General features: G+C 29.8%; 23 protein-coding genes. 12 read left to right on the top strand and 11 right to left on the bottom strand.

Annotated features, from left to right (window positions below):
- Nucleotides 1–118: 118 nt before the first annotated feature.
- The 5 genes from B5F09_RS11770 to B5F09_RS11790 all read right to left on the bottom strand — a co-directional run bounded on the left by B5F09_RS11770 (nucleotide 119) and on the right by B5F09_RS11790 (nucleotide 4394).
- Entirely contained in the window at nucleotides 119–1447 is a 1329-nt protein-coding gene (locus tag B5F09_RS11770) for an MATE family efflux transporter (protein ID WP_239404328.1), read from the bottom strand.
- Between the two features lie 128 nt (nucleotides 1448–1575).
- A complete protein-coding gene (locus B5F09_RS11775) occupies nucleotides 1576–2673 on the bottom strand; it encodes a M50 family metallopeptidase (protein ID WP_087374371.1) in 1098 nt (365 codons plus the stop codon).
- 2 nt (nucleotides 2674–2675) lie between these two features.
- The gene (locus B5F09_RS11780) at nucleotides 2676–3668 is read right to left on the bottom strand and encodes a DUF6930 domain-containing protein (RefSeq protein WP_087374373.1); all 993 of its coding nucleotides are present in this window, start codon (nucleotides 3666–3668) and stop codon (nucleotides 2676–2678) included.
- Between the two features lie 13 nt (nucleotides 3669–3681).
- Entirely contained in the window at nucleotides 3682–4161 is a 480-nt protein-coding gene (locus tag B5F09_RS11785; protein ID WP_087374375.1) for a phosphatase PAP2 family protein, read from the bottom strand.
- A gap of 8 nt (nucleotides 4162–4169) precedes the next feature.
- Nucleotides 4170–4394: a Smr/MutS family protein gene (locus B5F09_RS11790; protein WP_087374377.1), complete on the bottom strand. Its 225-nt coding sequence runs from the start codon at nucleotides 4392–4394 to the stop codon at nucleotides 4170–4172.
- Nucleotides 4395–4501: 107 nt separating this feature from the next.
- Here B5F09_RS11790 and ychF point away from each other — a divergent pair, with 107 nt between their 5' ends.
- The 5 genes from ychF to B5F09_RS11815 all read left to right on the top strand — a co-directional run bounded on the left by ychF (nucleotide 4502) and on the right by B5F09_RS11815 (nucleotide 12982).
- The gene (ychF, locus tag B5F09_RS11795) at nucleotides 4502–5602 is read left to right on the top strand and encodes a redox-regulated ATPase YchF (protein WP_087301573.1); all 1101 of its coding nucleotides are present in this window, start codon (nucleotides 4502–4504) and stop codon (nucleotides 5600–5602) included.
- On the top strand, nucleotides 5602–6414 hold the full coding sequence (gene srtB / locus B5F09_RS11800) for a class B sortase (RefSeq protein ID WP_087374379.1): 813 nt from the start codon (nucleotides 5602–5604) through the stop codon (nucleotides 6412–6414). The genes ychF and srtB overlap by 1 nt, the downstream gene beginning before the upstream one ends.
- A 193-nt stretch (nucleotides 6415–6607) precedes the next feature.
- On the top strand, nucleotides 6608–7969 hold the full coding sequence (locus B5F09_RS11805) for an O-antigen ligase (RefSeq protein ID WP_087374381.1): 1362 nt from the start codon (nucleotides 6608–6610) through the stop codon (nucleotides 7967–7969).
- Nucleotides 7970–8296: 327 nt separating this feature from the next.
- A complete protein-coding gene (locus B5F09_RS11810; RefSeq protein ID WP_087374383.1) occupies nucleotides 8297–8728 on the top strand; it encodes a MarR family winged helix-turn-helix transcriptional regulator in 432 nt (143 codons plus the stop codon).
- A 9-nt stretch (nucleotides 8729–8737) separates the two neighbouring features.
- Nucleotides 8738–12982: a 2-hydroxyacyl-CoA dehydratase gene (locus B5F09_RS11815; RefSeq protein WP_087374386.1), complete on the top strand. Its 4245-nt coding sequence runs from the start codon at nucleotides 8738–8740 to the stop codon at nucleotides 12980–12982.
- A 62-nt stretch (nucleotides 12983–13044) separates the two neighbouring features.
- Here the strand turns inward: B5F09_RS11815 and B5F09_RS11820 are convergent, their stop codons facing one another.
- The 4 genes from B5F09_RS11820 to B5F09_RS11835 form a co-directional block, all read right to left on the bottom strand.
- Nucleotides 13045–13704: an ABC-2 transporter permease gene (locus B5F09_RS11820; protein ID WP_087374388.1), complete on the bottom strand. Its 660-nt coding sequence runs from the start codon at nucleotides 13702–13704 to the stop codon at nucleotides 13045–13047.
- Complete coding sequence (locus B5F09_RS11825; protein ID WP_087301585.1) at nucleotides 13701–14552, bottom strand: ABC transporter ATP-binding protein; 852 nt, start codon at nucleotides 14550–14552, stop codon at nucleotides 13701–13703. Before B5F09_RS11825 ends, B5F09_RS11820 begins: the two co-directional genes overlap by 4 nt.
- A 2-nt stretch (nucleotides 14553–14554) precedes the next feature.
- Nucleotides 14555–14926: a GntR family transcriptional regulator gene (locus B5F09_RS11830; protein ID WP_087374390.1), complete on the bottom strand. Its 372-nt coding sequence runs from the start codon at nucleotides 14924–14926 to the stop codon at nucleotides 14555–14557.
- Between the two features lie 109 nt (nucleotides 14927–15035).
- Nucleotides 15036–17024: an FAD-dependent oxidoreductase gene (locus tag B5F09_RS11835; RefSeq protein ID WP_087374392.1), complete on the bottom strand. Its 1989-nt coding sequence runs from the start codon at nucleotides 17022–17024 to the stop codon at nucleotides 15036–15038.
- Nucleotides 17025–17157: 133 nt separating this feature from the next.
- Between B5F09_RS11835 and B5F09_RS11840 the strand changes: the two genes are divergently transcribed.
- Both B5F09_RS11840 and B5F09_RS11845 read left to right on the top strand, forming a co-directional pair.
- Entirely contained in the window at nucleotides 17158–17724 is a 567-nt protein-coding gene (locus tag B5F09_RS11840; protein WP_087374394.1) for a TetR/AcrR family transcriptional regulator, read from the top strand.
- Nucleotides 17725–17750: 26 nt separating this feature from the next.
- Nucleotides 17751–18827: a metallophosphoesterase gene (locus B5F09_RS11845; protein ID WP_087374396.1), complete on the top strand. Its 1077-nt coding sequence runs from the start codon at nucleotides 17751–17753 to the stop codon at nucleotides 18825–18827.
- A 42-nt stretch (nucleotides 18828–18869) separates the two neighbouring features.
- On the opposite strand, the gene B5F09_RS11850 is transcribed toward B5F09_RS11845, so the two are convergent.
- Together B5F09_RS11850 and B5F09_RS11855 are read right to left on the bottom strand one after the other, a co-directional pair.
- Nucleotides 18870–19742 carry a methionyl aminopeptidase gene (locus B5F09_RS11850; RefSeq protein WP_087301595.1) on the bottom strand — a complete coding sequence of 291 codons (873 nt, stop codon included), beginning with the start codon at nucleotides 19740–19742 and terminating at the stop codon, nucleotides 18870–18872.
- A 53-nt stretch (nucleotides 19743–19795) separates the two neighbouring features.
- Entirely contained in the window at nucleotides 19796–20056 is a 261-nt protein-coding gene (locus B5F09_RS11855; RefSeq protein ID WP_087374398.1) for a GIY-YIG nuclease family protein, read from the bottom strand.
- Between the two features lie 92 nt (nucleotides 20057–20148).
- Between B5F09_RS11855 and B5F09_RS11860 the strand changes: the two genes are divergently transcribed.
- The 5 genes from B5F09_RS11860 to B5F09_RS11880 all read left to right on the top strand — a co-directional run bounded on the left by B5F09_RS11860 (nucleotide 20149) and on the right by B5F09_RS11880 (nucleotide 26193).
- Nucleotides 20149–21069: an AEC family transporter gene (locus B5F09_RS11860; RefSeq protein ID WP_087374400.1), complete on the top strand. Its 921-nt coding sequence runs from the start codon at nucleotides 20149–20151 to the stop codon at nucleotides 21067–21069.
- A gap of 109 nt (nucleotides 21070–21178) precedes the next feature.
- A complete protein-coding gene (locus B5F09_RS11865) occupies nucleotides 21179–22591 on the top strand; it encodes a zinc ribbon domain-containing protein (protein WP_087374402.1) in 1413 nt (470 codons plus the stop codon).
- A 98-nt stretch (nucleotides 22592–22689) separates the two neighbouring features.
- Complete coding sequence (locus tag B5F09_RS15050) at nucleotides 22690–23796, top strand: zinc ribbon domain-containing protein (RefSeq protein ID WP_087374408.1); 1107 nt, start codon at nucleotides 22690–22692, stop codon at nucleotides 23794–23796.
- 7 nt (nucleotides 23797–23803) lie between these two features.
- Nucleotides 23804–25156: a UDP-N-acetylmuramoyl-tripeptide--D-alanyl-D-alanine ligase gene (murF, locus tag B5F09_RS11875; protein WP_087374404.1), complete on the top strand. Its 1353-nt coding sequence runs from the start codon at nucleotides 23804–23806 to the stop codon at nucleotides 25154–25156.
- Nucleotides 25153–26193 (top strand): D-alanine--D-alanine ligase family protein, encoded by a 1041-nt coding sequence (locus tag B5F09_RS11880; protein ID WP_087301605.1) that lies wholly within the window; start codon nucleotides 25153–25155, stop codon nucleotides 26191–26193. Before murF ends, B5F09_RS11880 begins: the two co-directional genes overlap by 4 nt.
- Nucleotides 26194–26485 lie beyond the last annotated feature (292 nt).

Here is a 26485-nt window from a genome sequence, read left to right on the forward strand (position 1 = left end):
TGTATAATTTATTAGTTTTCATATTTCAATTATACCAAAAAAATGTACGATTCCTCGTACATTTTTGCGTTTTTTACTACTTTTTTTCTCTATAGGTCGTTACAGCCCCTGATTATTTTTAGATAAGTTTATATTCTTTCCATTTAGCGCTAACAAATCTAATCATAAACAATACCGAACGACAAGCCCAGTCAGCACCCATAGCAATCCATACGCCAATGATTCCTAAGTCAAAGATAATTCCAAATAAGTAAGCAGATCCTAATCTAAATATTAACATTGAAATTATTCCTACAAACATTGAGTATTTAACATCGCCAGCTGAACGTAATCCATTAGGAAGAACAAATGAAGTTGGATGTAAAGCAAATGCCATGATATTATGCATAATAACTAAAATATAAGTATAATTTCTAGCAGTTTCAGATAATGAATATAAGTTCAATAATATTGGTAAAGCAAGAATAACAACACCACCAATTATTGCTGTGATAATGTAAGATATTTTCATTAGTTTTTTAATATAATATGTTGCCTGATCGTAATCATTGGCACCAACACATTGACCAACTACGGTTACGATCCCTAAGTTAATAGCATTAACTACAACTACTGCTATCTGGTCAATACTTCCAGCGACACTATTGGCAGCAATCTGACTTGTTCCAAAGACTGCAACAATACTTGTTACTAAAACTCTTCCTAGTGTAAAAAGACCATTTTCAATACCGTTAGGTACAGCGATTTGTAATATTTTTTTAATCATTGTGGTATTAAAAGTGAAAATTTCTTTAGTTTTGATATAAATTGGATTTTCATGATTAAAAGATAAAACTAACATAATTATCGCTGCAACAATTCTTGATATTAATGTTGGAAAAGCAACACCGGCAACCCCAGCTTGAAGGATGATTACGCCAATGTAATTTCCAATGATATTAATAATATTCATTAATAAAGAAATATACATAGTTACTTTAGTTTTTTCAATTGACCTAAAGATTGCAGCAGATGAGTTATAAATACCTAAAAAAGGAAAAGATAAAGCCGTAATTAGAAAATAGATTATACAAGCATTCATAACATCAGCTTCAATTGAACCAAAAAATAATTGTAGTAAACCACGATGGAAAACTAAGCATAGTACCATAATAGCAATAGAAATAATTGCTGTGATCGTCATTAATTGACTAGCAGCAAAATTTGCTTGTTCCTTTTTTTGACTACCTAGATATTGACAGACAATTACAGCGCCACCAGTAGCAATAGCCGCTAAAACAGTAATGATAAGATTATTGATCATATCGACTAATCCAACACCGGAAATTGCTGCTTCACCGGCATAAGATACCATCATAGTATCAGCCATTCCGACAATCATTGTTAAGATTTGTTCGATTACTAATGGCCAGATTAATTTTGTTAATTGTTTATTTGAAAACATCATAAGATATCAGCCCCCTTGATACCTTAATTATATAAGCCCTGATTTTTCATGTCTAATACCTATAATAAATAGTTTCTATGCTTAAAATGAATTATAAAAAAGACTAGTTAAACTAGTCTTTTATAACATTAAAACGAAGTATGATATTTTTCTTTAATCAACTCAATAATCTTTAACTCTGTTTCAATAATTGTAGTAAAAGGATATGTTTTTATTGTTTGATTAAATAGATTTAAATACTTTTGTGCTTCTTGATAATTTTTAACAGCTAAAAGCTGATAAGCATATAAAGTTCTTTGACAGCTTAGATTAGTTTTACAGCTTTGTTTTAAGAACTTTTCAATTTCATAATATAAATCATTTACTTTAGAACTATTTGCATTTTCCATCAATAAATAAAACAAGTATTCGCTATTAAGAGAATTCCGATAATAATCAGTTAATTTACATTCATTTAAAATCTTTTCAGTTAATATTTTAGCTTCATCAAATTTTAATTGCTCTTGCAAACGATCAATCTGGGCAACTAAAACAAATTGATTTAATGGATTATTTAAATTCGCATTGGCAGGCATTTCAAATAAGCTGTCGTCCATATCTTGAAAGCGAACATTATTTGTTTGTAGATAGCTAATCATTAATTGTGCATAAAAACAGTAACGGCTTTCCTTATCTTTAATGATTGATAAAATATTATAACCATCATTAGGAAGAGAAATTATCAAAGGAATTAAATTAATTAAACCTAAGTATCCATTAACAATTCCAAGTGTTATTACAATTATTTTAATAACATAGTTTAAATTAAAGACATTGATTAAAACAACAACTAATATAGCAGTTAATAAATTAAATATTCCACCACCAGCATTATAAAAGAAAAATGGAAAATTAGAGCGGTATGATGGTGGGATTAATAAACACTGCCCACCAGTACCGCTTATTGAAAACTTTTTAATTTTTAAATGATTATTTTGTTTAAGAATTAATATTTTGCCAATACGAAAACTACTAAAACGATAACCAGTCAATAACCCCATAACTAAATGTCCACTTTCGTGGATAATAATTGCCAGGGGAAAGATAAAAAATAACGAAACAATAAAAATTAAAATTGACGCTAATAAATATTGTTTAGGAAAACTGGAAGCTAGGATAAATCCAATAACAAAACCAGCACTAGCAGCTAAAATTATTTGAATTACTGATTGCCAAATTTTTTTCATGCTTATAAGATATTACGTATTGTTTCAAAATATTCATCTACTAATGGTAGTTTACTAATCTTAAGTGCAATTTTGCATTGGATACATAACTCTGATAGCGCACACCAGACAATTGGATTTTTGAAATAAATAGTTCGTGGTCTACCGTATTGTAGAATATAACTAACTAAAAAATCTAATGCTAGTTGAATTTCATCATCGTCAGGTTTTAACATTTCTTGAAAAACTATCATTTCGCTTTTTTTATCAAAAACAATAACAAGTAATGGATTAATCGGCTGTGAGTAGTCAGGATCAGTTACAAAGCCTGCTGCATAATTAATATCTATGATAAGTTCATTGTCATTGTAGCTAGTAGCTTTTAATTTGTTCATTAACTGTTCATTTTCAGGAATAACTGCCACAAATTTATCTATATCAGGGATACAGATAGCTTCATACTGCCATTGATTATTTTCAATATGGGCATAAATCATTTCATTTTCTTCAAACTCAACATCAATTTTGCCTTTTTGATAATATGGTACGATTTCTAGTAATTTTTCCATAACTTTTATTAGTAAAGCAGCTTGATTATCATCAATATCAAATGGCATAAATCCTTTTTTAAATGATAGAAAATATGGCCAATTACCATTACCACGATAACGTAAACCTAATTGTTTAATTATGTTTTTTTGATGTTTTGGAACTTCATCGCGATTTCCCATATAAAGAGTAATACAGTTTTGATCGAACATCATATATGTAGATAAATCAATATCATCATATTCTCTAGAAATTGATATCAAATCAGCAAGACCAGAATCACCTTGATAGATTGATAGACCGATACACTCACCCATGCTCCCCATAATAGTACAATAGATTGATTCCATGTCATCAAATTCAATTTGAATCCAGTCGTTGCTTTCAAGGTATAACCAAGGTTTTTTAGTTGACCAGATTTTAGTTGTTTCATATAGTTTTTTCCATGTTTCTAAATTATTTTCCATAATCTTCTCCTTATTAAATATTTATAAAACCAATAATAAAGGCAATAACAATAGCACTTATTACATCACTAATATAATGAACACCACAAAGTATCCGTGATAAACTGACAGTGGTTGCTAGTAATAACATAACGATACCAAGAGGTAAAGAAACTTTTAAACAGGCAAAAGCAATAGCAAAAGCACTTACAGTATGGCGACTTGGAAAAGATTCTCCTTGCTTATGTTTAATAAGCGGTTCAATATCCATTGCTTCATATGGTCTTTTACGATTAATTATTTTTCTAAAGATAGTTACTACAGTAAAAGCAATACACGGGCGAATAATTGTTTCTAGTAATAATGGATTATTAGTAAAAAATAAATAAATAATTACAACAGGATAAATAATAAATGTTATTACTGGAATATAGCGTGTAAAGTTAATAAAAGTATTTTTTAAAAATGGATGTTTTTTGATGTTAAATAACATTGATTGATAAAAATTTTCCATAAACTCTCCTATTTTAATAAAATTATTGTTTCACCAGCATTCATAGTTAAAATCTTACGTCTAGCGCGTTTATGATGATATTGTTTACGAACATATTGTTGTAATACTTTACTAGAATAACCATGGATTACCGTTATTTCACTAACTAATGGACTTAAACTGTCGATATAATTATCAAGCATTACTTTAGCTTCACTTGTTGTACAGTTATGAATATCAATTTTATTAAGCATTAAATCCCACCTTTATATTATTTAAAACTATTATACAAACATTTAAACCATCTTGCAATTTGGTTAGATATTAAGTAGAATATAGCATATGAATGGAGTGATATAAAATGGCACTTACAGCCGGAATTGTCGGTTTACCAAACGTCGGTAAATCAACCTTATTTAATGCAATTACAAATGCTCAGGTAGAAGCTGCAAACTATCCTTTTGCAACTATTGACCCTAATGTAGGGGTTGTTGAAGTACCTGATTATCGATTAGATAAATTAACAGAAATTTTTAAACCTAAAAAGACTATTCCTACAACATTTGGCTTTACTGATATTGCAGGACTAGTAAAAGGAGCTAGTCGAGGTGAAGGATTAGGAAATAAGTTTTTAGGGAATATTCGTGAAACTGATGCAATTTGTGAAGTTGTTCGTTGTTTTAGAGATAAAGATGTAACTCATGTTGATGGTGATGTTGATCCAATTAGAGATATTGAAACTATCAATCTTGAATTGATCTTTGCTGATTTAGAAACAGTTGAAAGAAGAATTGGAAGAATTGGTAAAAAAGCTCAATCTGGAGATAAAGGAGCTAAGGAAGAAATTGCAATCCTAGAAAAAATTAAAGGTGTTTTAGAAGCTAATAAGCCAGCTAGAACAATTGATTTTAGTAAAGAAGAAATGGCAATAGTAAAACAATACACATTACTTACAATGAAACCAATTATCTATGTTGCAAATATTGGTGAAGAAGATCTTGAAGATCCAAATAGTAATCCATACTACAATGAGGTAGTTAAATTTGCTAGTGAAGAAGGGGCAAATGTTGTACCTATCTGTGCCAAAATTGAAAGTGAATTAGTTGGTATGGAAAGAGAAGAAAAAGCAATCTTCTTAGAAGAATTAGGGATTGCAGAAAGTGGTTTGGATAAGTTAATTAAAGAAGCTTATCAATTATTAGGATTAAGAACATATTTTACTGCTGGAGTTCAAGAAGTTCGTGCTTGGACTTTTAAAGAAGGAATGACTGCACCAGAAATGGCGGGAATCATTCACAGTGATTTCCAAAGAGGATTTATTAAAGCTGAAACTTATAGCTTTGATGATTTAATGGAATATGGTAGTGAACATGCTTTAAAAGAAGCTGGCAAGATTCGTCAAGAAGGAAAACAATATGTTGGTCAAGATGGTGACATCATGTTGTTTAAGTTTAATGTCTAATGGCTAGATCAAAAAAACAAAAAAAGACTTTAATAGAAAGAATTAAACCTGCCGGTTTCAAAGATTTAATCAGAAAATTAATTTTATTAGTATGTGTTTGTGTATTTTGTTATAGTGCTTATAATCTAGCATCGATCTTATGGGAATATAAAGAGATGGATGATAGTAATGCTCAGATTGAAGAAACTTATGTAACAGAAAATACTGAGGATTCTAAAAGCTATAAAATTGTTGATTTTGATGCTTTATTAGCTCGTAATCCTGATGTTAAAGGATGGATCGATATACCTGATACAAATGTTAGCTATCCGATTTTACAAGGAGAAACTAACGATACCTATATTCATAGTGATATTGATAAAAAGGAATTTAGAGCTGGTTCAATTTTCATTGCTAGTGAAAATGCCAACCCATTTGTTGATTTAAATACTGTAATATATGGTCATAACATGAAAAATGGTTCTATGTTTAATAACATTAAATCATATACTGATCAATCTTTTGCTGATGAACATCCATATGTATATATTTATTTACCAGATGGAACTGTAAGTAGATATAAAGTAGTAGCTGCTCATATTATTCCGGAACAAAGCGTGTTATATAATACTGCGATTACAGATATTCAATCTTTTTATCAAGAGATGCTTCGTACAAGTGATATTAGTGTTGATTTTGATCAATCTGCTAATAGTCCAGTTATTACTCTTTCAACTTGTACTTCTGCAGGTAGTGAAAGTGGCAAACGAAATGTAGTCCATGCTGTATTAGATAAATCTGGAATTAATCCAGCTACTGAAAAAATGGAATAAAGGATATTGAACTGTTGATAATTTATCAACAGTTTTTTAATTAAAAATAGGTAATCAATGTTAAATATTGGTAAAAATAAAAGTAATTATTAGTTTATGATATTATTGTAAATGGGATTTTATTTAATAGGGGAGTGTTTTATTTTTTTTAATAAATGGTATAATAAAAGATAATGTATTGGAGAAATTGAAAATGGTTTTTAATCGAAAGTATTTTAAATTATGTTTTATAATTTATATGTTTATAAATACCCTTGCTCTTGGTTATCTAGGGATTGAAATAAATTATTTGTTTATACCGTTATTAATTTGGGCCGTTGTAATCATTATTCATGATATTTATAAAAAAGAATTTCGCTTGACGAAAAATTATAGTATTTTAATGATTATTCAAGGGCTTATTTTATTGTTGGCAACTATTGTTAATGAATATAGTGATTTAAACTCTTATGTAATTGCAATAATGCAGTTAGTGATATATCTTGTCATTTTTAACAACCCACTTTCAATGACCAAAGAACAAATTGGTCAAGAAGTCAAAGTGATTACTGTGTTAGTAAATATTCTTGTAGGCGTTGCTTCGACGATATCTATTGGTATGTATTTAGCCCATTTTTCTAGTTTAGCTAATGGCTGGAAATTAGGCGTTAGTGCAGGACGATTATCAGGAATCTATTTTAATAGTAATCCGGCGGCATTTTTAGCTTGTATGACAATCGTGTTAGCCCTTATTGCTATTAGGGAAAAGTTTAAAGGTCGTTTTTGGTATTTTTTGAATATCTTTATTCAATTTATTTATATTTTATTAACCAAATGTCGGATGGCATTGATTATTTTGATAGTTATTATTATTATGGTTGGTTACTATTTTTTTATTAGACGTCGACCATATAGTAATTTAAAACGAATTTTAATGGTTAGTGGATTAGTGGTTGTTATTGCCGGAACAGGTTTAATTGGTCAACAATTAGTTGAAGTTATTCCTTCGGTCGGTAATATAACTCGTCATGAAACAAGTCGCTTTCAAATGGATCAGTTAATCGAAGCAGGGCAGTTAATTGTTTCTGGTGATAGTGAAAAATTTAATCAAGGCTTAGAAATCATTGATGAGGTTTCAAATGGACGAATTTCTTTAACTAAAACGGCATTAGAAATATGGCATAGTGAACCAGTTATTGGAATTGGAGCTAATAATTTTAAAAAGATAGGAAGTCAGGAAACTGATGTTTTAGACTATTGGGCAATCCAGGTTGTTCATAGTCACAATGTTTTTTTAGAAGCATTGGTAGCGACAGGAATTATTGGTTTTATTATTTTTGTCATTTTCTTTGTTAAAAGTGTTATGATGGTTTTTAATGTTTTAAAGAAAAGTCAGGGAACTAGTATGTATTTTATTGTTCAGATGTTTACAATGATTGTATTATGCGAGTTTATTGGTGGGCTAACTGATTATGGTGTTTTCTATATTTATTCTTTATCGGCAACATTAGCCTGGTGCTTTTTGGGATATTTATACACATATCAGCGAATTATAAAAAAGGAAGAAAATCAGTAAAACTGATTTTAGACTGTTGGCAAGTAAGTTTGTCAGCAGTTTTTTATCAAGGAATTGTTATAGGGATTATTGGTATAATTGGTATTTCTCTGGCTTTACCGTTGTACGATTGAAATTTAAAAAGGGAACGCCATAAAATTGCTGATAAAATCATTCATTAATAATATGGTTTTTAAGAATTTTAGATTATGTTAAAAGATCACTAAATATGATAATGGTCTTTTTTTATCTAGATAATAAAAAAATGGCGATTATTTGATGCATATCCGTTGACATATATCGACATTAGTATATAATGTTAGCGTCCTAACAAAATGGAGTGATGGTATGGAAGAGAAAATAATCGGGATAGAAATAAGAGTTTTAGCTAATTTAATAGGTCGTCATTTAAATGAGATTAGCAGTCATAAATTTGATTGTAATTTAACAGGACCGCAAGGATTATTTTTATGTTATTTATATGATCATCAAGATGAAGAAATTTTTCAAAAAGATTTAGAGGTTAATTTTAATGTACGTCGTTCAACTGTTACGGGATTATTACACTGTTTAGAAAGCAACGGCTTTATTAAGCGGGTTGGAGTTGATTATGATGCTCGTTTAAAAAAAATTATTTTAACTCCTAAGGCATTAGAATTTAAAGATACTTTAGAAAAATATATTCAGGAGATGGAACATACTTTAACAAAAAACCTAGAGCCTGAAGAAATTAATGAATTTATAAGAATTATTGGTAAGATGAAAAGGAATTTAGAGTAGGAGGACAAAATGGATAAGAAGTATTACATGGGAATTGACGTTGGGTCAACTACGATAAAAATTTATATTACTGATCAAAATGATGAATGTATTTTTTCAAAATATGAACGTCACTATTCAGATATTCAAGCTACTATTAAAAGCTTGATTAAAGAAGTAGAAGAAAAATTTGGTAATCTAAAAATAACAGCGGTAATGACTGGTTCAGGAGGACTAGCATTATCAGAATGTTTAGGCATAAAGTTTGTTCAAGAAGTAATTGCCTGTACAAAAACAGTAGAAACATATATTCCTGAATGTGATGTGGCGATTGAATTAGGTGGAGAAGATGCTAAAATCACATATTTCCAGGGCTCTTTAGAACAAAGAATGAACGGAACATGTGCCGGTGGAACTGGAGCTTTTATTGATCAAATGGCATCATTATTACAAACTGATGCTCAAGGATTAAATGAATTAGCTAAAAATTATCAAACTATTTATCCGATTGCATCTCGTTGTGGAGTTTTTGCAAAAACTGATATTCAACCACTTATTAATGATGGGGCTAATAAAGAAGATTTAGCAATTTCAATTTTCCAAGCTGTTGTTAATCAAACAATTAGTGGTTTAGCTTGTGGTAAACCAATTAGAGGGAAAGTTGCCTTTTTAGGAGGACCGTTATATTTCCTTGATCAATTAAGACAACGTTTTATTGAAACATTGAACTTAAAAGATGATGAAATTATTTTCCCTGAAAACTCACAATTATTTGTGGCTATGGGAGCTACTTTATTAGCTAAAGATGAAAATAATGAAACTGATGTAGAAACATTATTAAATAGATTAGAAAATCTTGATGAAAGTAAGTTATCAAATGGCAATACTTTAGAGCCATTATTTAAAAATGATGAAGAAAGAAATGAATTTAGACATCGTCATTACATCGATAAAGTAAGAAAAAATGATATCCGTAGTTATATCGGTAATGCTTATTTAGGATTAGATGTTGGTTCAACTACAACTAAGGCGGTTTTAATCGATGATAATGATTCAATTCTATATTCATTTTATGATTCAAATGAAGGTAACCCACTAGGGGTAGTCCAAAAAATAATTAGAGAAATCTATGACATTTTACCTGAAAATGTTAAATTGGCTTATAGTGGGGTTACTGGTTATGGTGAAGCATTAGTTAAAGCAGCTATGAAAGTTGATATGAGTGAAGTTGAAACGATGGCTCATTATAAAGCAGCAACTTATTTTAAAGAAGATGTTAGCTTTATTTTAGACATTGGTGGTCAAGATATGAAAGCTATCAAAATCAAAGATGGCATTATTCAAGACATTTTATTAAATGAAGCTTGCTCTAGTGGTTGTGGTTCTTTTATTGAAACATTTGCAAAATCATTAGGTTATGAAGTTAGTGAGTTTGCTGAATTAGCACTAAAATCAAAAGCACCAATTGACTTAGGTAGTCGTTGTACTGTCTTTATGAACTCTAAAGTAAAACAAGCTCAAAAAGAAGGGGCTAAAGTTGAAGATATTAGTGCCGGATTATCATATTCAGTAATTAAAAATGCTTTATACAAAGTTATTAAACTTCGTAGTAAAGAAGAATTAGGTAATAGTATCTTAGTTCAAGGTGGAACTTTCTATAACGAAGCTGTATTACGAGCTTTTGAAAAAGAAGCTGGTGTTAATGCTATTCGTCCAGATATTGCAGGATTGATGGGAGCATTTGGTATTGCTCGTTTAGCTCATGAACAATATAATGGACAACCATCAACTTTATTAACACGTCAGCAATTAGATGAATTTACATGTGAAAGTGAAATTCGTTACTGTCAAAAATGTACTAACCATTGTATGTTAACAGTATCAACATTCAATGATAATAGTGAATATATTAGTGGTAACCGTTGTGAACGTGGGGCTAATTTACCATTAAAATCTAAAAAATTACCAAATTTATTTGACTATAAATATCGTCGTGTCTTTAATTACCGTTCTTTAACTGAAGAACAAGCTAAACGAGGTACTGTCGGGATACCACGTGTTTTAAATATGTATGAAAACTATCCATTTTGGCATACATTTTTTACAAAATTAGGATTTAGAGTTGTCTTATCACCTCGTTCTACAAAAGCTATTTATGAAAAAGGAATTGAATCTATTCCATCTGAGAGTGTTTGTTATCCAGCAAAAATCTCACATGGTCATATTGAAGCCTTAATTGAAAAAGGAATCAGATATATTTTCTATCCTAGTTTAGCTTATGAACGTAAAGAATTTGACACTGCTAATAATCATTACAATTGTCCGGTTGTAACTTCTTACCCTGAAGTTATTAGAAATAATGTTGATAATTTAGAAGGTAATCATATTATTTATCGTAATCCATTTATGGATTTAAGTAATCCTAAAACTTTATTTAGTACTTTAAAAGAAGAATTAAGTGCCTTTAAAGTAAATGATAAAGAATTAAAAGAAGCCATTGATGCTGGATTTGATGAACTGGCAAAATGTCGTAAAGATATCCAGGAACAAGGTGAAATGGTTCTTAATTATTTAAAAGAAAATAATATGACTGGTATTGTTTTAGCAGGGCGTCCTTATCATGTTGACCCTGAAATCAATCATGGTTTAGCTGATTTGATTACTGCTGAAGGAATGGCGGTTCTTACTGAAGATAGTATTTGTCATTTAGATAAAGAAATTGATAATTTAAGGGTTGTTGATCAATGGACATATCATTCAAGATTGTATCGAGCTGCTTCATTTGTTTCAACACAACCAAATCTTGAATTAATTCAGTTAACATCATTTGGATGTGGACTTGATGCCGTTACAAGTGATCAGGTTGCAGAAATTTTAAAAGCCCGCCATAAAATTTATACTTTAATTAAAATTGACGAAGGAAGCAACTTAGGAGCAATTAGAATTAGAATTCGTTCTTTAAAAGCAACAATTTTAAAACAAGAAAAAGTAAATCGAATGATTTATCCAAAATTCCAACCATTGAAGGTACCATTTACTAAAGAAATGAAAGAAGCCGGATATACAATTTTATGTCCACAGATGTCACCTATTCACTTCCAGTTTGTTGAAACAGCAATGCAGGAGTCAGGTTATAATCTAGTTGTCTTACCATCTGTCGATAAAGGGGCTATTGAAGCTGGTTTAAAATATGTAAATAACGATGCTTGTTATCCAAGTATTTTAGTAACTGGACAAATCATGGAAGCTTTATTAAGTGGTAAATATGATTTAGATAAAACTGCAGTCATTATTTCGCAAACAGGTGGTGGATGTCGTGCAACTAACTATATTGCTTTTATTCGTAAAGCTCTTCAAGATGCTGGAATGCCACAAGTGCCAGTAATTTCTGCCAATTTACAAGGGTTAGAAAATAATCCGGGATTTAAAATTACATTGCCATTAGCTAAAAAAGTAATTATTGGAGCAATGTATGGTGACTTATTTATGAGAGTGTTATATCGTGTTCGTCCATATGAAGCAAAACCAGGAAGCGCCAATGCTTTATATGAATCATGGGTAGAACGCTGTCAAGAAAATGTTAGAGATGGAAGTATTACTAAGTTTAGAAAAAATGTTTATCAAATCGTTAAAGAATTTGATAAATTACCAATTTTAGATATCAAAAAACCACGTGTTGGTTTAGTAGGTGAAATTTTAGTTAAATTCCATCCAACTGCAAATAACGAAATTGTTGATATTGTTGAAAGAGAAGGTGGCGAAGCGGTAATGCCAGACTTAATCGATTTCTTCCAATATTGTTTCTATAGCACTGATTTTGAAAATAAGCATTTCCATGCTTCTAAAAATAGTGTCCGTCTTTGCAACTTAGCAATTAAATTTGTTGATTTATTACGTCATGATATGATCAAGGCATTGAAAAAATCAAAACGATTTGATCCACCAACACCAATTGATCACTTAGCTAAAAAAGCAAGCCAGATTGTATCAATTGGAAATCAAACTGGTGAAGGATGGTTTTTAACAGGTGAAATGATTGAGCTAATTGAATCAGGAGCACCAAACATTGTTTGTATGCAGCCATTTGCCTGCTTACCAAACCATGTTACTGGAAAAGGAGCTATTAAAGCATTACGTAAGGCTTATCCACAAAGTAACATTGTTGCTATTGATTACGATCCTGGAGCTAGTGAAGTTAACCAGTTGAATCGTATCAAATTAATGCTATCAACAGCCTTTAAAAACTTAAAAGCTCAACAAGAAAATGCAAATTAATAAATAAAAAATAGAGAAGATGAATTGTAAGTTGTATTCATCTTCTCATTTTTTTGATTAAATTAAAATTCTTTTTTTAATACAATTCGTTTACTGATTTTCATTGAAACAAATAAAATAGCTAAACAGATTGCAAAGATTATTAATAATATTATTAGTGGATCAACATTATTAATAAATGAAATTAGTGCGTTAAAATTTATTTGACTTTGAGCAAGTAAATTAGCTAATAAATAACAAACTACAAACCCGCCACCTAAGAAAATAATAATTGCAATTCTACCATTTTCACTACCGTACTTTAATTGAAAAGGAATTAAGATTGCTAACATAACAAACATTATTGGAAGCATCACTAATGTTGATAACATCCAGTCACTAAAAATAAAATTATTAAAATTTATCATTTGAATAATTGTTGTTATAACAAAACTTAAAAACCAGCTGAAAGTTCCAGCTAAAATACCAAAACAGTATTTTTCCTCAACATAACGACTACGACTAAAAGGTAAGGTGAATAAAAAAGCATTACCATTATCAAATTCATCATAACTAATAGTACTAATAGTAAATAAAGAACAAATAAACATAAAATAGCCAATTAAAAAATAATAATCAAAATCTAAAAAACAAGCTGTTGCTCCTAATATTAAAACAATTAAGATAAAAAAGTTTTTTTGATTAAGCATTAATTTAAAATCTTTAATTAATAAGCCTTTCATAAATCTTCACCTCTAATCATCATCAAAATCAAATCATCGATATTACCATTTTCAATAACGATCCCTGGATAATTATCCAAATAAAACTGTTTTTGATTCGTCAAACATTGATAACCATAATTTTCTGACTTGTATTTTAAAATATACTTAGAATCTAAAGATTTAAACTGGGCTTCGTTAATTTTTAATATTGCATAATCACTTAAAAGAAGATCAGTTTGTTCATGCATGATAATTTTACCATCATCAATCATGTATAAATCATCACATAAACTTTCTAAGTCTTTAGAAATATGCGAACTAATTAAAATAGAACGGGTTTCATCTTCGCTGATGTAATCTCTAAGTAAATCAAGAATATCATCACGAGCAAGAACATCTAAACCAGAAGTTGGTTCGTCTAAAATTAATAATTTAGCTTGATGGCTACATGCTACAATTACTTTTAATTTTGCTTTCATCCCAGTTGAAAACTCTTTGATCTTCTTATTTAGTGGCAGATTTAATTTTTGACATTGCCGTAAAAATTTTTGTTTATCAAACTTATCATATAAATTACTTAAAACTGGAATAATATCTTTAATACTTAAATAACCACTAAAACCAGAATCAGCTAAGACTACACCAATATTTTGCTTATCATGTGCAGTGAGTTCACTAATATTTTTATCAAAGATCGTAATTGAACCACTATCAATTGTTATTAAACCTAAAACAGCTTTAAATGTCGTACTTTTACCAGAACCATTTTGTCCAATTAAACCAGTTATAAAACCAGGCTTAATTTCCATAGAACAGTCTAAGGTAAAATGATCATAATGTTTCTTTATATTTTTGATTTCTAACATGATTAACCCTCCAAAATGATAATAAATAAGTTTTTTAATTCTTCATCGGTTAAACCGTATCTTCTACCTTTTTGAATGGCCATTTCCAAATCGGTTTCGATTTCTTTTTTTCTTTCTTCAACTAATAACTCTTTATTTGAAGCTAAAACATAAGTCCCTTTACCATGAATGGTACTGGTAAAGCCTTCTTGTTCTAAGTTGTCATATGCTTTTTTTACAGTAAGAGCACTTATTTTTAAATCTTTGGATAAAGAGCGGACAGATGGTAAGATATCATTTTCTTTTAATTCATCATTAATTATTAAAGCTTTAATTTGTTCTACTATTTGTTCATAAATAGGAATCATCGATGTATTATTAATTATTATCTTCATTGCTACCCTCCGTTCATTAACAGTATATAACAGTATATAACTGTTGTCAACTGTTATATACTGTTATATAAAAAAGACAAGGCGCTTTGCCTTGCCTTTTATTGATATATTATAAATTACGAGCAATTTCATAACTATCCCAAATAGCACCACGAATATTACGAACATCACGACTATCTCCAACGTTGAAGACTTCAGGATAATCATATTTAATTTGATCAAATAAACTATGTTTGCTGCGATAACCAATAGCTAAAACAACTTGATTGCAAGCAATAGTTTCATCATTTAAAACAACGCTATCAGCTTTGATTTCAGTAACTTGTTCATTAGCTTTGATTTTAACATCATTGAATGCTAATAAATCACGTAACATAAATTCATTCATTGGAGGTAATGGAGCGCCTGATTTTAAGATATCTGGTAAAGCTTCAACAATAGTTACATGTTTACCATGTTTAGCTAAATGAAGTGATAATTCACAACCAACTAAACCACCACCGATAACAACGATATTATCTTTAACTGGAACTTCTTCCAACATAACTTCTTGAGCTAAAACAGCATTTTCTACACCAGGAATTTTAGGGATTGCAGGGGTAGAACCTTCACCAACAAATACTGCATCTGGATGTAATTCATCAATAATTTCTTTAGTAGCAGTAGTATTTAAACGAACATCAACATTTAAATCTTCTAGCTGTTTAGTATACCAGGCAACCAAAGCTCGGTCATCTTCTTTAAAGTCAGGAACACCAGCAATATTTAAAGCACCACCTAAGCGATCTTTAGCTTCAAATAAAGTTACTTTGTGACCACGCATTGCACTAACTCTTGCAGCTTCCATTCCACCTGGACCACCACCAATAACAACTACGTCTTTTTTAGTTTCGGCTTTTTTTATACCTACTAAGAATTCACGTCCACATTCTGGGTTAACAGCACAGCTTCCTAAACCATGTTGTAATAAACGTCCAAAGCAGCCATCATGACAACCAAGGCAAGGACGAATATCTTGTTCATGACCAGTTTTAAGTTTATTAACGTAATCAGGATCAGTAAGTAAAGGTCGACCTAAGCCAACAGCATCAATAATACCTTCGTTTAATGCATTAACAGCCATTTGAGGGTCGTCCATTCTTCCAGCTACCATAACAGGAACTTTAGAAACCCCTTGAATTTGTCTAGCTAATGGTAAATACATACCTTTTTCAAAATACATAGGTGGATGAGCCCAATACCATGAATCATATGTTCCAGCATCAGCATCAAATGCATCATATCCAGCATCTTGAAGAATTTTAATAGCTTCGATAGCTTCGTCAACATCACGTCCTAATTCTTCAAATTTTTCACCAGGTAAGCCACCTTGACGTAAAGCTTTGATATAACTTTTAATTGAAAAACGTAATACAACTGGGAAATCTTGTCCACATTTGTTTTTGATTTCTTGAACAATTTCAGTTGCGAAAGTTAAACGACCTTTCAAATCACCACCATACTTGTCAGTACGTTGATTAAATAGACTCATAGTAAAGCAATCTAATAAATAACCCTCATGAACAGCATGAATTTCAACACCATCGAAACCAGCTTCTTTAGCAATTAAAGCAGCACTACCGAAATCTTTAACGATCTTTTCGATTTCTTCAGTTTTTAACTCACGACATTCAACATTAGGTAACCAGCGGTTTGTAGTTTTACTTGGAGCAACGAAATTTTGAGGTGCTACAAAGTTAGGTAAAGCACTTCTTCCAAGTCCAGCAGTTAATTGCAAAAAGATTTTTGTATCATAAGCATGAACACGATCAGTCATTTCTCTTGCCATTTTAGTATAAAGATTAGGCATTTTATTTGGACAAGGGAATGAAGAAGGGGCATGAGGTTCAACATCATTATCCACCCAGTTAGCACCAGTAATGATTAAACCAACACCACCTTTAGCTCTTTCAACGTAGTATTCAACACTTTGTGGTGTATAACATTGATTTTCATCAGACATAACAGTTGTTGCCATTGGAGCCATAAAAAATTTGTTTTTAATTTCCACATTTCCAATTTTCATTGACTCAAATAAAGGCTTAAAAGCATTTTCCATAATAATTATCCTCCTATCATAACAAATATGAACTTGTTCATATTTGTTATGATAGCACTTACAACTTGTCTTTTCAACCTTATCAATGTAAAATGAAAATAATTTAAAACGGTGGGTTAAATGGGAGGGTTAAATGAAAGATACAGGAAAACAAACAAGAGCTAAGATTATTCAAGTAATTGAAGATTTAGTCAATGAAAAATCATTAGATAAGATTTCAGTTCGTGAAATTTGTCAAAAAGCAAATATTGCAGTTGGAACTTTTTATATTTACTTTTCAAGTAAAGAAGAAGCACTTTTGTATGTTTATCACCAATTAGATGAACAGTTTAAAAACTTAAAATTAGATCAAACACCACTAGAAAATATAAAGTTGATTCTTACTACTTATTATAATATGGTAGATATTGAACCATTGCGTGTTTATCGTACTTTATATAGTTGTCATTTAAATCATTATGATAATTATTATTTTGATGAAAAGCGTGATGTTTTCATTGTGTTATTTAATGAAATAGAAAAAATGGTTCAAGATAAGATGCAGGCAAAAAAAATTACCTGGCTAATATTAGATTTTTGTCGCGGACGAATTTTTAATTTTTTAATTAAATATGAAGAAGATATTGTTGAATGGATCGATGAACAAATAATTTTAACGATAGAATACTTGCATTTTTTAATTGAACGCAGGCTAAAATAAATATAGCATACGGTAAGGAGGTAAATATGTATCGATATTTAGGGTTGATTGCAATCATACCGGGGATAATTTATTTTACATTTTTTATTAGACGTTTTTTAAGAACAATATTAAATATTCATACTACACCCTTGATAGTTTTTACAATTGCTTTAATTGTTACTTTGCTTTCTTTTCCAGCAATTAATATTTTAAATTTATATGGAACTATCTATTATCATTTTTTAGTTATCATGATTATTTTAGAGTTATTAAATCTTGTTTTAAAAAGATTTAGTATTTATCAGTTTACTTTTACAAGTGGAATTTTAGGTGTGTTAGTTACGGGGATCGTGCTAGGTTATGGCTATTATAATATTAAACATGTGGTAGCTACTAATTATCAATTATCAAGTTCTAAAATAGATGATTTAAAAATTATTGAAATAGCTGATTTGCATATGTCAACTTCAATGAGTGTTAGTGAATTGGACAGTTATTGTAAAGAAATGAGTGAAGAGAATGCTGATATTGTTGTTTTGACAGGAGATATTTTTGATGAAAATACTCCCTATCAAGATATGATAGATGCAAGTAAAGCACTAGGCAGTATTAAAAATGATCAAGGAATTTATTTTGTTTATGGAAATCATGAACGAGCAAATTATCAGGGGATTGAATTTACACCAGAACAGATTGCTGCTAATCTTGAAGCTAATGGAATTCAGGTTTTAAATGATGAGGTAGTCTGTTTGGATAATATAAATATTATTGGACGTAGTGATGCTAGTTTTTGGCAAACTAATAATCGCGCTTCGATGGCTGATTTGACTGCATTAATTCCAAAAGATAAAAAAGACAATTATACAATTGTTTTAGATCACCAGCCTTTAGATTTAGAAACAAACGCTACATTAAAAATTGATTTACAATTATCAGGGCATACTCATGGTGGACAGCTTTTTCCAATGCGCTTTTTTCAGACTTTAACATCAGATACTCTTGTCTATGGGCAAAGAAATATTGGTGATTTTACAGCGATTACTACTAGTGGAATTGCTGGATGGCGCTATCCAATTAAAACCGGGGCTCCAAGTGAATATGTAGTAATCAATGTTGATTAAAATAAAAAGATGATTTTATTACTTTCAATAAAATCATCTTTATTATTTAGAAATAATTTCAACACCATCTTCAGTAACTAATAATGTATGTTCCCATTGAGCTGAAAGCGATCCATCTTCAGTGTAAACTGTCCATTCATCATCGGCATCAACAAAAACATCACGTTTACCAAGATTCAACATTGGTTCAATCGTAAAAACCATTCCTGGAACTAAAGTCACTGTTCTTTCATTTGGTTCAAAATGGAAGACATAAGGATCTTCATGAATCGCTAAACCAACACCGTGACCACAGAATTCACGAACAACACTATAATTATTAGCTTTAGCAAAAGTTTCAATGGCTTTACCAATATCACCAACACAGCTTTGATAAGGAACAATTGAAGCAATTCCGATTTCTAATGCTTTTTTAGTATCTTCAACTAGTTTTTTTGCTTCAGGACTAACATTTCCAATCATGAACATTCTTGAAGCATCAGCATAGTAACCATCTAACATAGTTGTTGCATCGACGTTGACAATATCACCTTCTTGTAAAATGATATCTTTGCTAGGAATACCATGACAAACAACATCGTTAATAGAAACACAGATGTGTTTAGGGAAACCCATGTATTGATAGTCAGCACAAGTTGCATGATATTTTTCAGTATATTCTTTAGCCATAATATCAATTTCTTCAGTTGCCATTCCAGCGTGAATATGTTCTTCGATATAGTCAAGTAAACCTGAGTTAATTGCAGCTGCTTTACGAATACCTTCGATTTGAGCTTCGTTTTTGATCATTTTTCTAGTTGGTATCTTTTTACCAGCTAATTTTAATTCTTTTAGTTTTTCATCAAATTGTAAGTGACATTTTTTATATTTTTTTTCACTCCCACACCAGCAGGGATCGTTTCTATTTATTTTCATATCTTGCCTTCTTTCTTTTAATTTAGTATAACACGTTGTTATAGACTTGCCAATTAGTCAAGACTAACATTTTTATTAATCAATGCTTCTTTTTGTTTATGGGATAATTGTTTTATAAAATATTCTCTTTTTAAAGCACTGCTTTTATCAATGAATTCTTCAAAGTAAACTAATTTTACTGGTCGTCTAGCACGGGTGTATTTAGCACCATGGTCATTATTATGAGTGGCAATTCGCTTTTTTAAATCAGTGGTCCAGCCAGTATAATAGCTATGATCATTACATTCGACAATATAAACATAATTTTTTTTCATCATCTCACCTGATAGTTATTATAACAGTAATTGCATATTTTTGATGACTAAATTATTTTTTTACGGTAAGATACAAACAATGGGGTGATATTATGGTTGATTTTAATAACTTAATAGATTTACAAATTGAAATATTTATTTTCATTATTATTGGTTATATTTTAAGAAAGTTAAACATCATTTCAAAAGAAAATCGTAAAAGTTTAACGGATTTAGTCATTAATATAATTTTACCAGCGAATATTATTTATTCTTTTATGATTGAAATGAATAGTGAAATTATTATTAGTGGTTTAGAAATACTAATTGTATCGATAGTTATTCAATTAGCTTGTCAGATTTTTGGTAAATACTTTTTTTATAAAGCTTCGCCAAGACAACAAAGCGTTTTACAGTATGGAACGATTTGTTCTAATGCGGGATTTATGGGTTCACCTTTAATCCAAGGATTATATGGCTTAGATGGCTTACTGTTTGCTTCAATATATCTAATTCCACAGCGAATTGTCATGTGGTCAGGGGGCGTGGCTTGTTTTACTAACGCTAAAGGAAAAGATGTAGTTAAAAAAGTTATTACTCATCCTTGTATTATTGCCGTAGTTATTGGGATGATTATTATGATTAGTCAAGTTCAATTACCTAATTTTCTTACTGTTTCTATTCAGTCGTTAAGTAATTGTACAATGGTTTTATCGATGCTTGTAATTGGAGGAATTTTAGCGGAAATTCGTTTTCGTGATGTAATTAGTTATTTAACTATTTATTATAGTTTTATCAGATTAATAATAATTCCACTAGTAGTTTTAGCTGGATGTACTTTGGCTTCATTACCACCATTAGTAACTTCAGTAGCTACGGTATTAGCCGGGATGCCAGCTGGTAGTACCACAGCCATCTTAGCAGAAAAATATAATGGGGATTCTAAACTGGCAGTAGAAATTGTCTTTTTATCAACCGCATTATCATTGTTTACGATTCCTTTACTATGTGTAATCATTAATATGGTTATTTAGTTAGAAGATAGCAGGATATTTTTATTTGTGATAAAATAAAACAAAGGGTATATTTTGTCGATAATAAAATTTCGTTAAAATCATATAATGTGGGGAGGAGAGTGATATAATGATATGCAATAATTGTGGTTATCATTTTAAAAACAGTTTGACTTGTCCGTTATGTGGACAATCGTATAAGAAAAAGAAAGTTTGTCCAGTATGTCAAAAACGGATTCATTACAATCAGATTCGTTGTAACAATTGTGGTAACCCATTGATTAAACAAAGCACAACAGATGTTTCTAAATATTATGTTAATAATCATAATTTTCCTAAAAATAATAAAACAACAGTTAATTATAATAATCAAAAAACTACAAATAGTTCCAATCAAAAAATTAGAAATGTACATACTAATAGCAAAAGTAAAACTAAAATTCCTTCTTTCCAGCCATTGGAAATGTATGATTATAAAATAGGCAACGAAGAGATAAAAAGAAGGTTTGAAGAAGCACGCAATGCCTTAAATTTTAGAAGAGATCGTCGTAAGAAAAAAACTAATAAATCAAGAATTCCTAATATTATTGCTGGACTTACTTTGTTGATTACAGTTGGTAGTTTTTTATTTGAAATACTTATTAACTTTATTGATAATGATTTTAGTTTTGAAGAAACAACAACTGAAAGAGCTGTTTTATCAGATGACTTCACTACAGCTAATATTACTGAAACAAATACGCCATTAGAAAATGCTGGTAATTATAATCAGGATAATCATGTGTATTTTAATAATGACCAAATTTATTTAGGCTATGAGGATAATGTTTATGTTACTGATAATGAATTAGCAACAATTAATACATTAACAGTACCTGGTAGTACATCTTTGTATGTAGAAGGGGATAATTTGTATTGTGGTTATTATGATGAATATTATTGTTATAATTTAACTAATCAAGAGGAAGTATTCTTGTTTAATAAAAATACGGTGCTGCCAATAGGTCAGGGACGATTTATCTATACTACTAATAGCAATAATGAGCTATATTTGTATAGCAATAATACCTCTACTTGTTTGTATGATGATTATACTTATGGTTTTTTCTTTGATGCAAATAGTGAGCTTGTTTATTTAGCTGATGGTGAAAAGATTCAAACAATGGATTTAAATGGTAACGTTGTTGGTGAATATTATATTAGTTGTTATTCAAACTTTTATGTTGATGGATCATTGTTGTATTATCAAAGTATTTATGGAGTTAATGTTTATAATTTAAGTGATGACAGTGAAAGTATACAAATTGAAGATTCGTTATATGAATTTACGGTTGTTGATGATGGAATTGTGTATTTAGATGATAATGAAAATTTAATGTATTATAACTTTGAAGATGAAAGTTATACTGAAATTGTTGATGGTGTTGATAGTTTTAATATCTTAGGAGAATATGTTTTATTTAACCGTTATGATAGTGGTTATAGCTGGTATATTGCTACAACTGATGGTCAAATTTGTTCGTTAGATACGTTAATGAATTAATGATATGGATTATAAAAGGCTTAGCCCATTTAGAGTTAAGTCTTTTTTTCATAAATGCAATATGGTAAAATGAAATCATTAAAAAAGTAGGTGATTTGATGATAAAATGCAAAAAATGCGGTACCGTTTTAAATGATGAAGATTTATTTTGCCCTGAATGTGGTACACCAGTAGAAAAGAGTGAGGCTGATACGAAAAACTATTGGTTAGATAAAAAAATCTGGGCTATTTTTATTGTTTTAGCTTTAATTACAGTGCCAATGCACATGTATCTTGATGATATGGAAGTTAAAAGTTCTAATGAAACTACTACTAGTGATTCTGGTAATGGCTCTGGTATTTCAGCTGAAGCAAAAGATGGTCTTTATAGTCAAGCGACAAATATCAATTATTTAGGGATTAGTTCTATCCAGAATGAAAATATTTATATTACGATCAATCAACAGTTAGTAAAATTTAATAGTGATTATTCTAGTCAGGAAGTTGTTTTAGATGGTTATTATACGGCATTTAGTGAAGATGAAAATAATTATTATTACTTAGATGCTAATAATAATTATATTAAAATGGATAAGGTTTCACGACAAGAAGATGTATTATTGATGAATGTTTATTATGTTCATAAAATTGATAATTTAGTTTATTATCAAAATGATGAAGATAATGAATCGATTCATTGTTTAGACTTAAGTAGTAATCAGGATACTAAAATTAATGATGAAGTTTCTTATTGTTTAATGGTTGATCAAAAAGAAAAACGGATTTTTTATACTAATCTAGATAATGAATTGATTTCGATATCTTTAGAAGGTAAGGATAAACAAGTGTTAGGTGAAAATACTTCTTTATATACTTATGATGGAGTGTATTTGTATTATTTAACTGATCAAGGAGTAATGCGTTGCAATCTAGATGGTGACGAGAAACTGATTTATGAAAGTGCTAATTTGGAACTTATCAATATGATTGGTGATAAATTGATCGTTCAAGAAGATAATACACTATATCAAATGGATCGTGATGGTAAAAATGTTGAAGAAATATATACAAGTATCACTGATATGACATTTGAAGTTATCGGTGAACAATTATTAGTATTATCAACTGAAGACTATAATCAATTTTCATATCAAATTGTTAATCTTGATGGAACTAGTAAATCATTAACTGAAAATCAATCAGGATTAATAGGAAATGAGGTTTAAGTAGAAGATGAAAGTAAAAGAAATACTAGCAGCTACTGATGGTAAATTACTTAGTGGAGATAGCGAATTAGAAATTACAGGGTTTAGTCAAGATAGTCGAAAAGTAAGTAATGGCATGATGTATATTCCAATTATTGGTGAACGTTTTGATGGTCACGATTTTATACAAAGTGCTTTTGATAATGGTGCTAGTGCTATTATTACAGATCGAGTAATTGATGATAATAAACATACTGTTATCTTAGTAAAAGATACTTTAAAAGCCTTACAGGATATGGCACATTATTTAAGAAATCATCGTGATGTTATTGTCGTAGGGATTACAGGTAGTGTTGGTAAAACTAGTACCCGGGATATGGTATATAGTGTTATTAAACAACAATATCGAACATTAAAAACAGAAGGAAATTATAATAATAATATTGGTTTGCCGTTAACGATTTTAAGATTGCAAGATGAACAAGTAATGGTATTAGAAATGGGAATGAATCATCTTAAAGAGATGGAAGAATTATCATTGATAGCCAATCCTGATATAAGTGCAATTACTAATGTTGGAACGGCACATATTGGTGAGTTAGGTAGTCGTGAAAATATTTTAAAGGCTAAATTAGAGATCATTGCTGGTATGAAAGATGGCAGCACCCTTGTTATTAATAATGATAATGATATGTTATCTAAAGTACAAATTGATCGTTTGCAACTGTTAACAGTAGCAGTTGATAATGATGGTGATTTTAAAGCTGATAATGTTATTTTAAAGGACGATCATAGTGAATTTGAAATAGAATATGAAAATAAAAAATATTCTGTTTATGTACCGGTACCAGGAAAACATTTTATTTTAAATGCTTTGATTGCTATTGCGATTGGTCATAAATTAAATATAAGTATTGATAAATGTATCCAAGGGATTAAAGAATTTGAATTAACTAAAAAGAGAATGGATGTTATTGAGTTAAAAAATAAAATAACTTTAATCGATGGAACATATAATGCTAGTGAAGATTCAATGAAATCGAGCTTAGATGTACTAGCAACATATAATCGAAGAAAGGTTGCGGTTCTTGCAGATATGCTTGAATTAGGTGATTTTAGCCAAGAAATTCACCAAAGAGTAGGTGAATATGTTGCTAAAAAGAATATTGATGTTTTAGTTGCTGTCGGTAAAGAAGCTAAATATATTGTTGATGGTGCTAAAGAGATGAAAATGGATGCTATTTTCTATTGTCAAGATAATCAAGAAGTGATAAATTATTTACAGAATAATTTACAAAGTAACGATGTTGTTTTATTGAAGGGGTCTAATGGGATGAAACTCAAAGATGTCGTTACTAAAATAGAGGAGAAATTTTCATGAAACAAAAATTATTAGTTTTATGTGGCGGACAATCTAGTGAACATATTGTATCAAGAATGTCTTGTACTTCAGTTTTAAATAACTTAAATAAGGATAAATATGAATTAACATTAGTAGGAATAACTACTGATGGTAAATGGTATTATTTAGATCAAAAACAAACAGATTTAGCGAAAGATAGCTGGCTTGATAATAGCAGACCGGTTGAAGATGTTTATGGATTGCTTAAAAGTCAAGATGTGGCTTTACCAGTATTACATGGTTTATATGGTGAAGATGGAACAATTCAAGGTTTATTTGAACTTACTCAATTACCATATGTTGGTTGTAGAGTTTTAGGCTCTAGTGTGGCAATGGATAAAATCTATACTAAAAAGATTTTAGATACAGTAGGAATTCCTCAAGTAAAATCAGTGTATGTAAAAAAACGCTATGATGATAAATTAGTTGTAGTAGATCAAAATTTTGATGAAATCAGTAATGTTGAAGAATATATTGGTGAACAAATTGGGTTCCCTTGTTTTATTAAAGCTAGTCGCTCTGGTAGTAGTGTAGGGTGCTATCGCTGTGATAAACAATCAGATTTAATGGCTAAATTAATGGAAGCTGGTAAATATGATCGTCATATCGTAGTAGAAGAATGTATCGATTGTATTGAATTAGAAACAGCAGTTTTAGGTAATGATGATGTTATTGTCTCTAGAGTAGGGCAAATTATGCCACATGGTGAGTTTTATACATTTGAATCTAAATACGAAGATGAAGAAAGTAAAACTTGTATTCCAGCATTAGTTGATGAAAAGATTCAAGAACAGATTCGTCAATATGCTATTAAGGTATTTAAAGCAGTTGATGGACATGGTTTAAGTCGAGTAGACTTTTTCTTGGATAAAAAGACTAATAAAGTTTATTTAAATGAAATTAACACAATGCCTGGCTTTACAAAGATTTCAATGTATCCTCAGTTAATGGAAGATTTTGGAATAAGTTATTCTGAATTGCTTGATCGTTTAATCGTTTTAGCAATGCAAAGATAAGAACCTGCGGGTTCTTTTTTTGTATATCTATTGCTTATAAAAATGAGATAAATTTGAGATAAAATATAGTATTTTATATGTTATAATATAACTGTCTTTAAAATGACTTTGGCATATTAAACAATAAAAATTATTTAAATATTATAGTAATGGAGAAAAAATATGAAATATGCCAATAAGATGTTTTTTAATAATCAAACTTATTTATCTTTAGTAACTGGTGGTGCTGTCTATGGATAATTACACAGCTACAGTTATTAATCAATCGATCATCAATAATGATTCTAAAAGT

Origin of the sequence: Erysipelatoclostridium sp. An173 (assembly GCF_002160495.1) — a bacterium.
Taxonomy (GTDB): Bacteria; Bacillota_I; Bacilli_A; order Erysipelotrichales; family Coprobacillaceae; genus Thomasclavelia; species Thomasclavelia merdavium.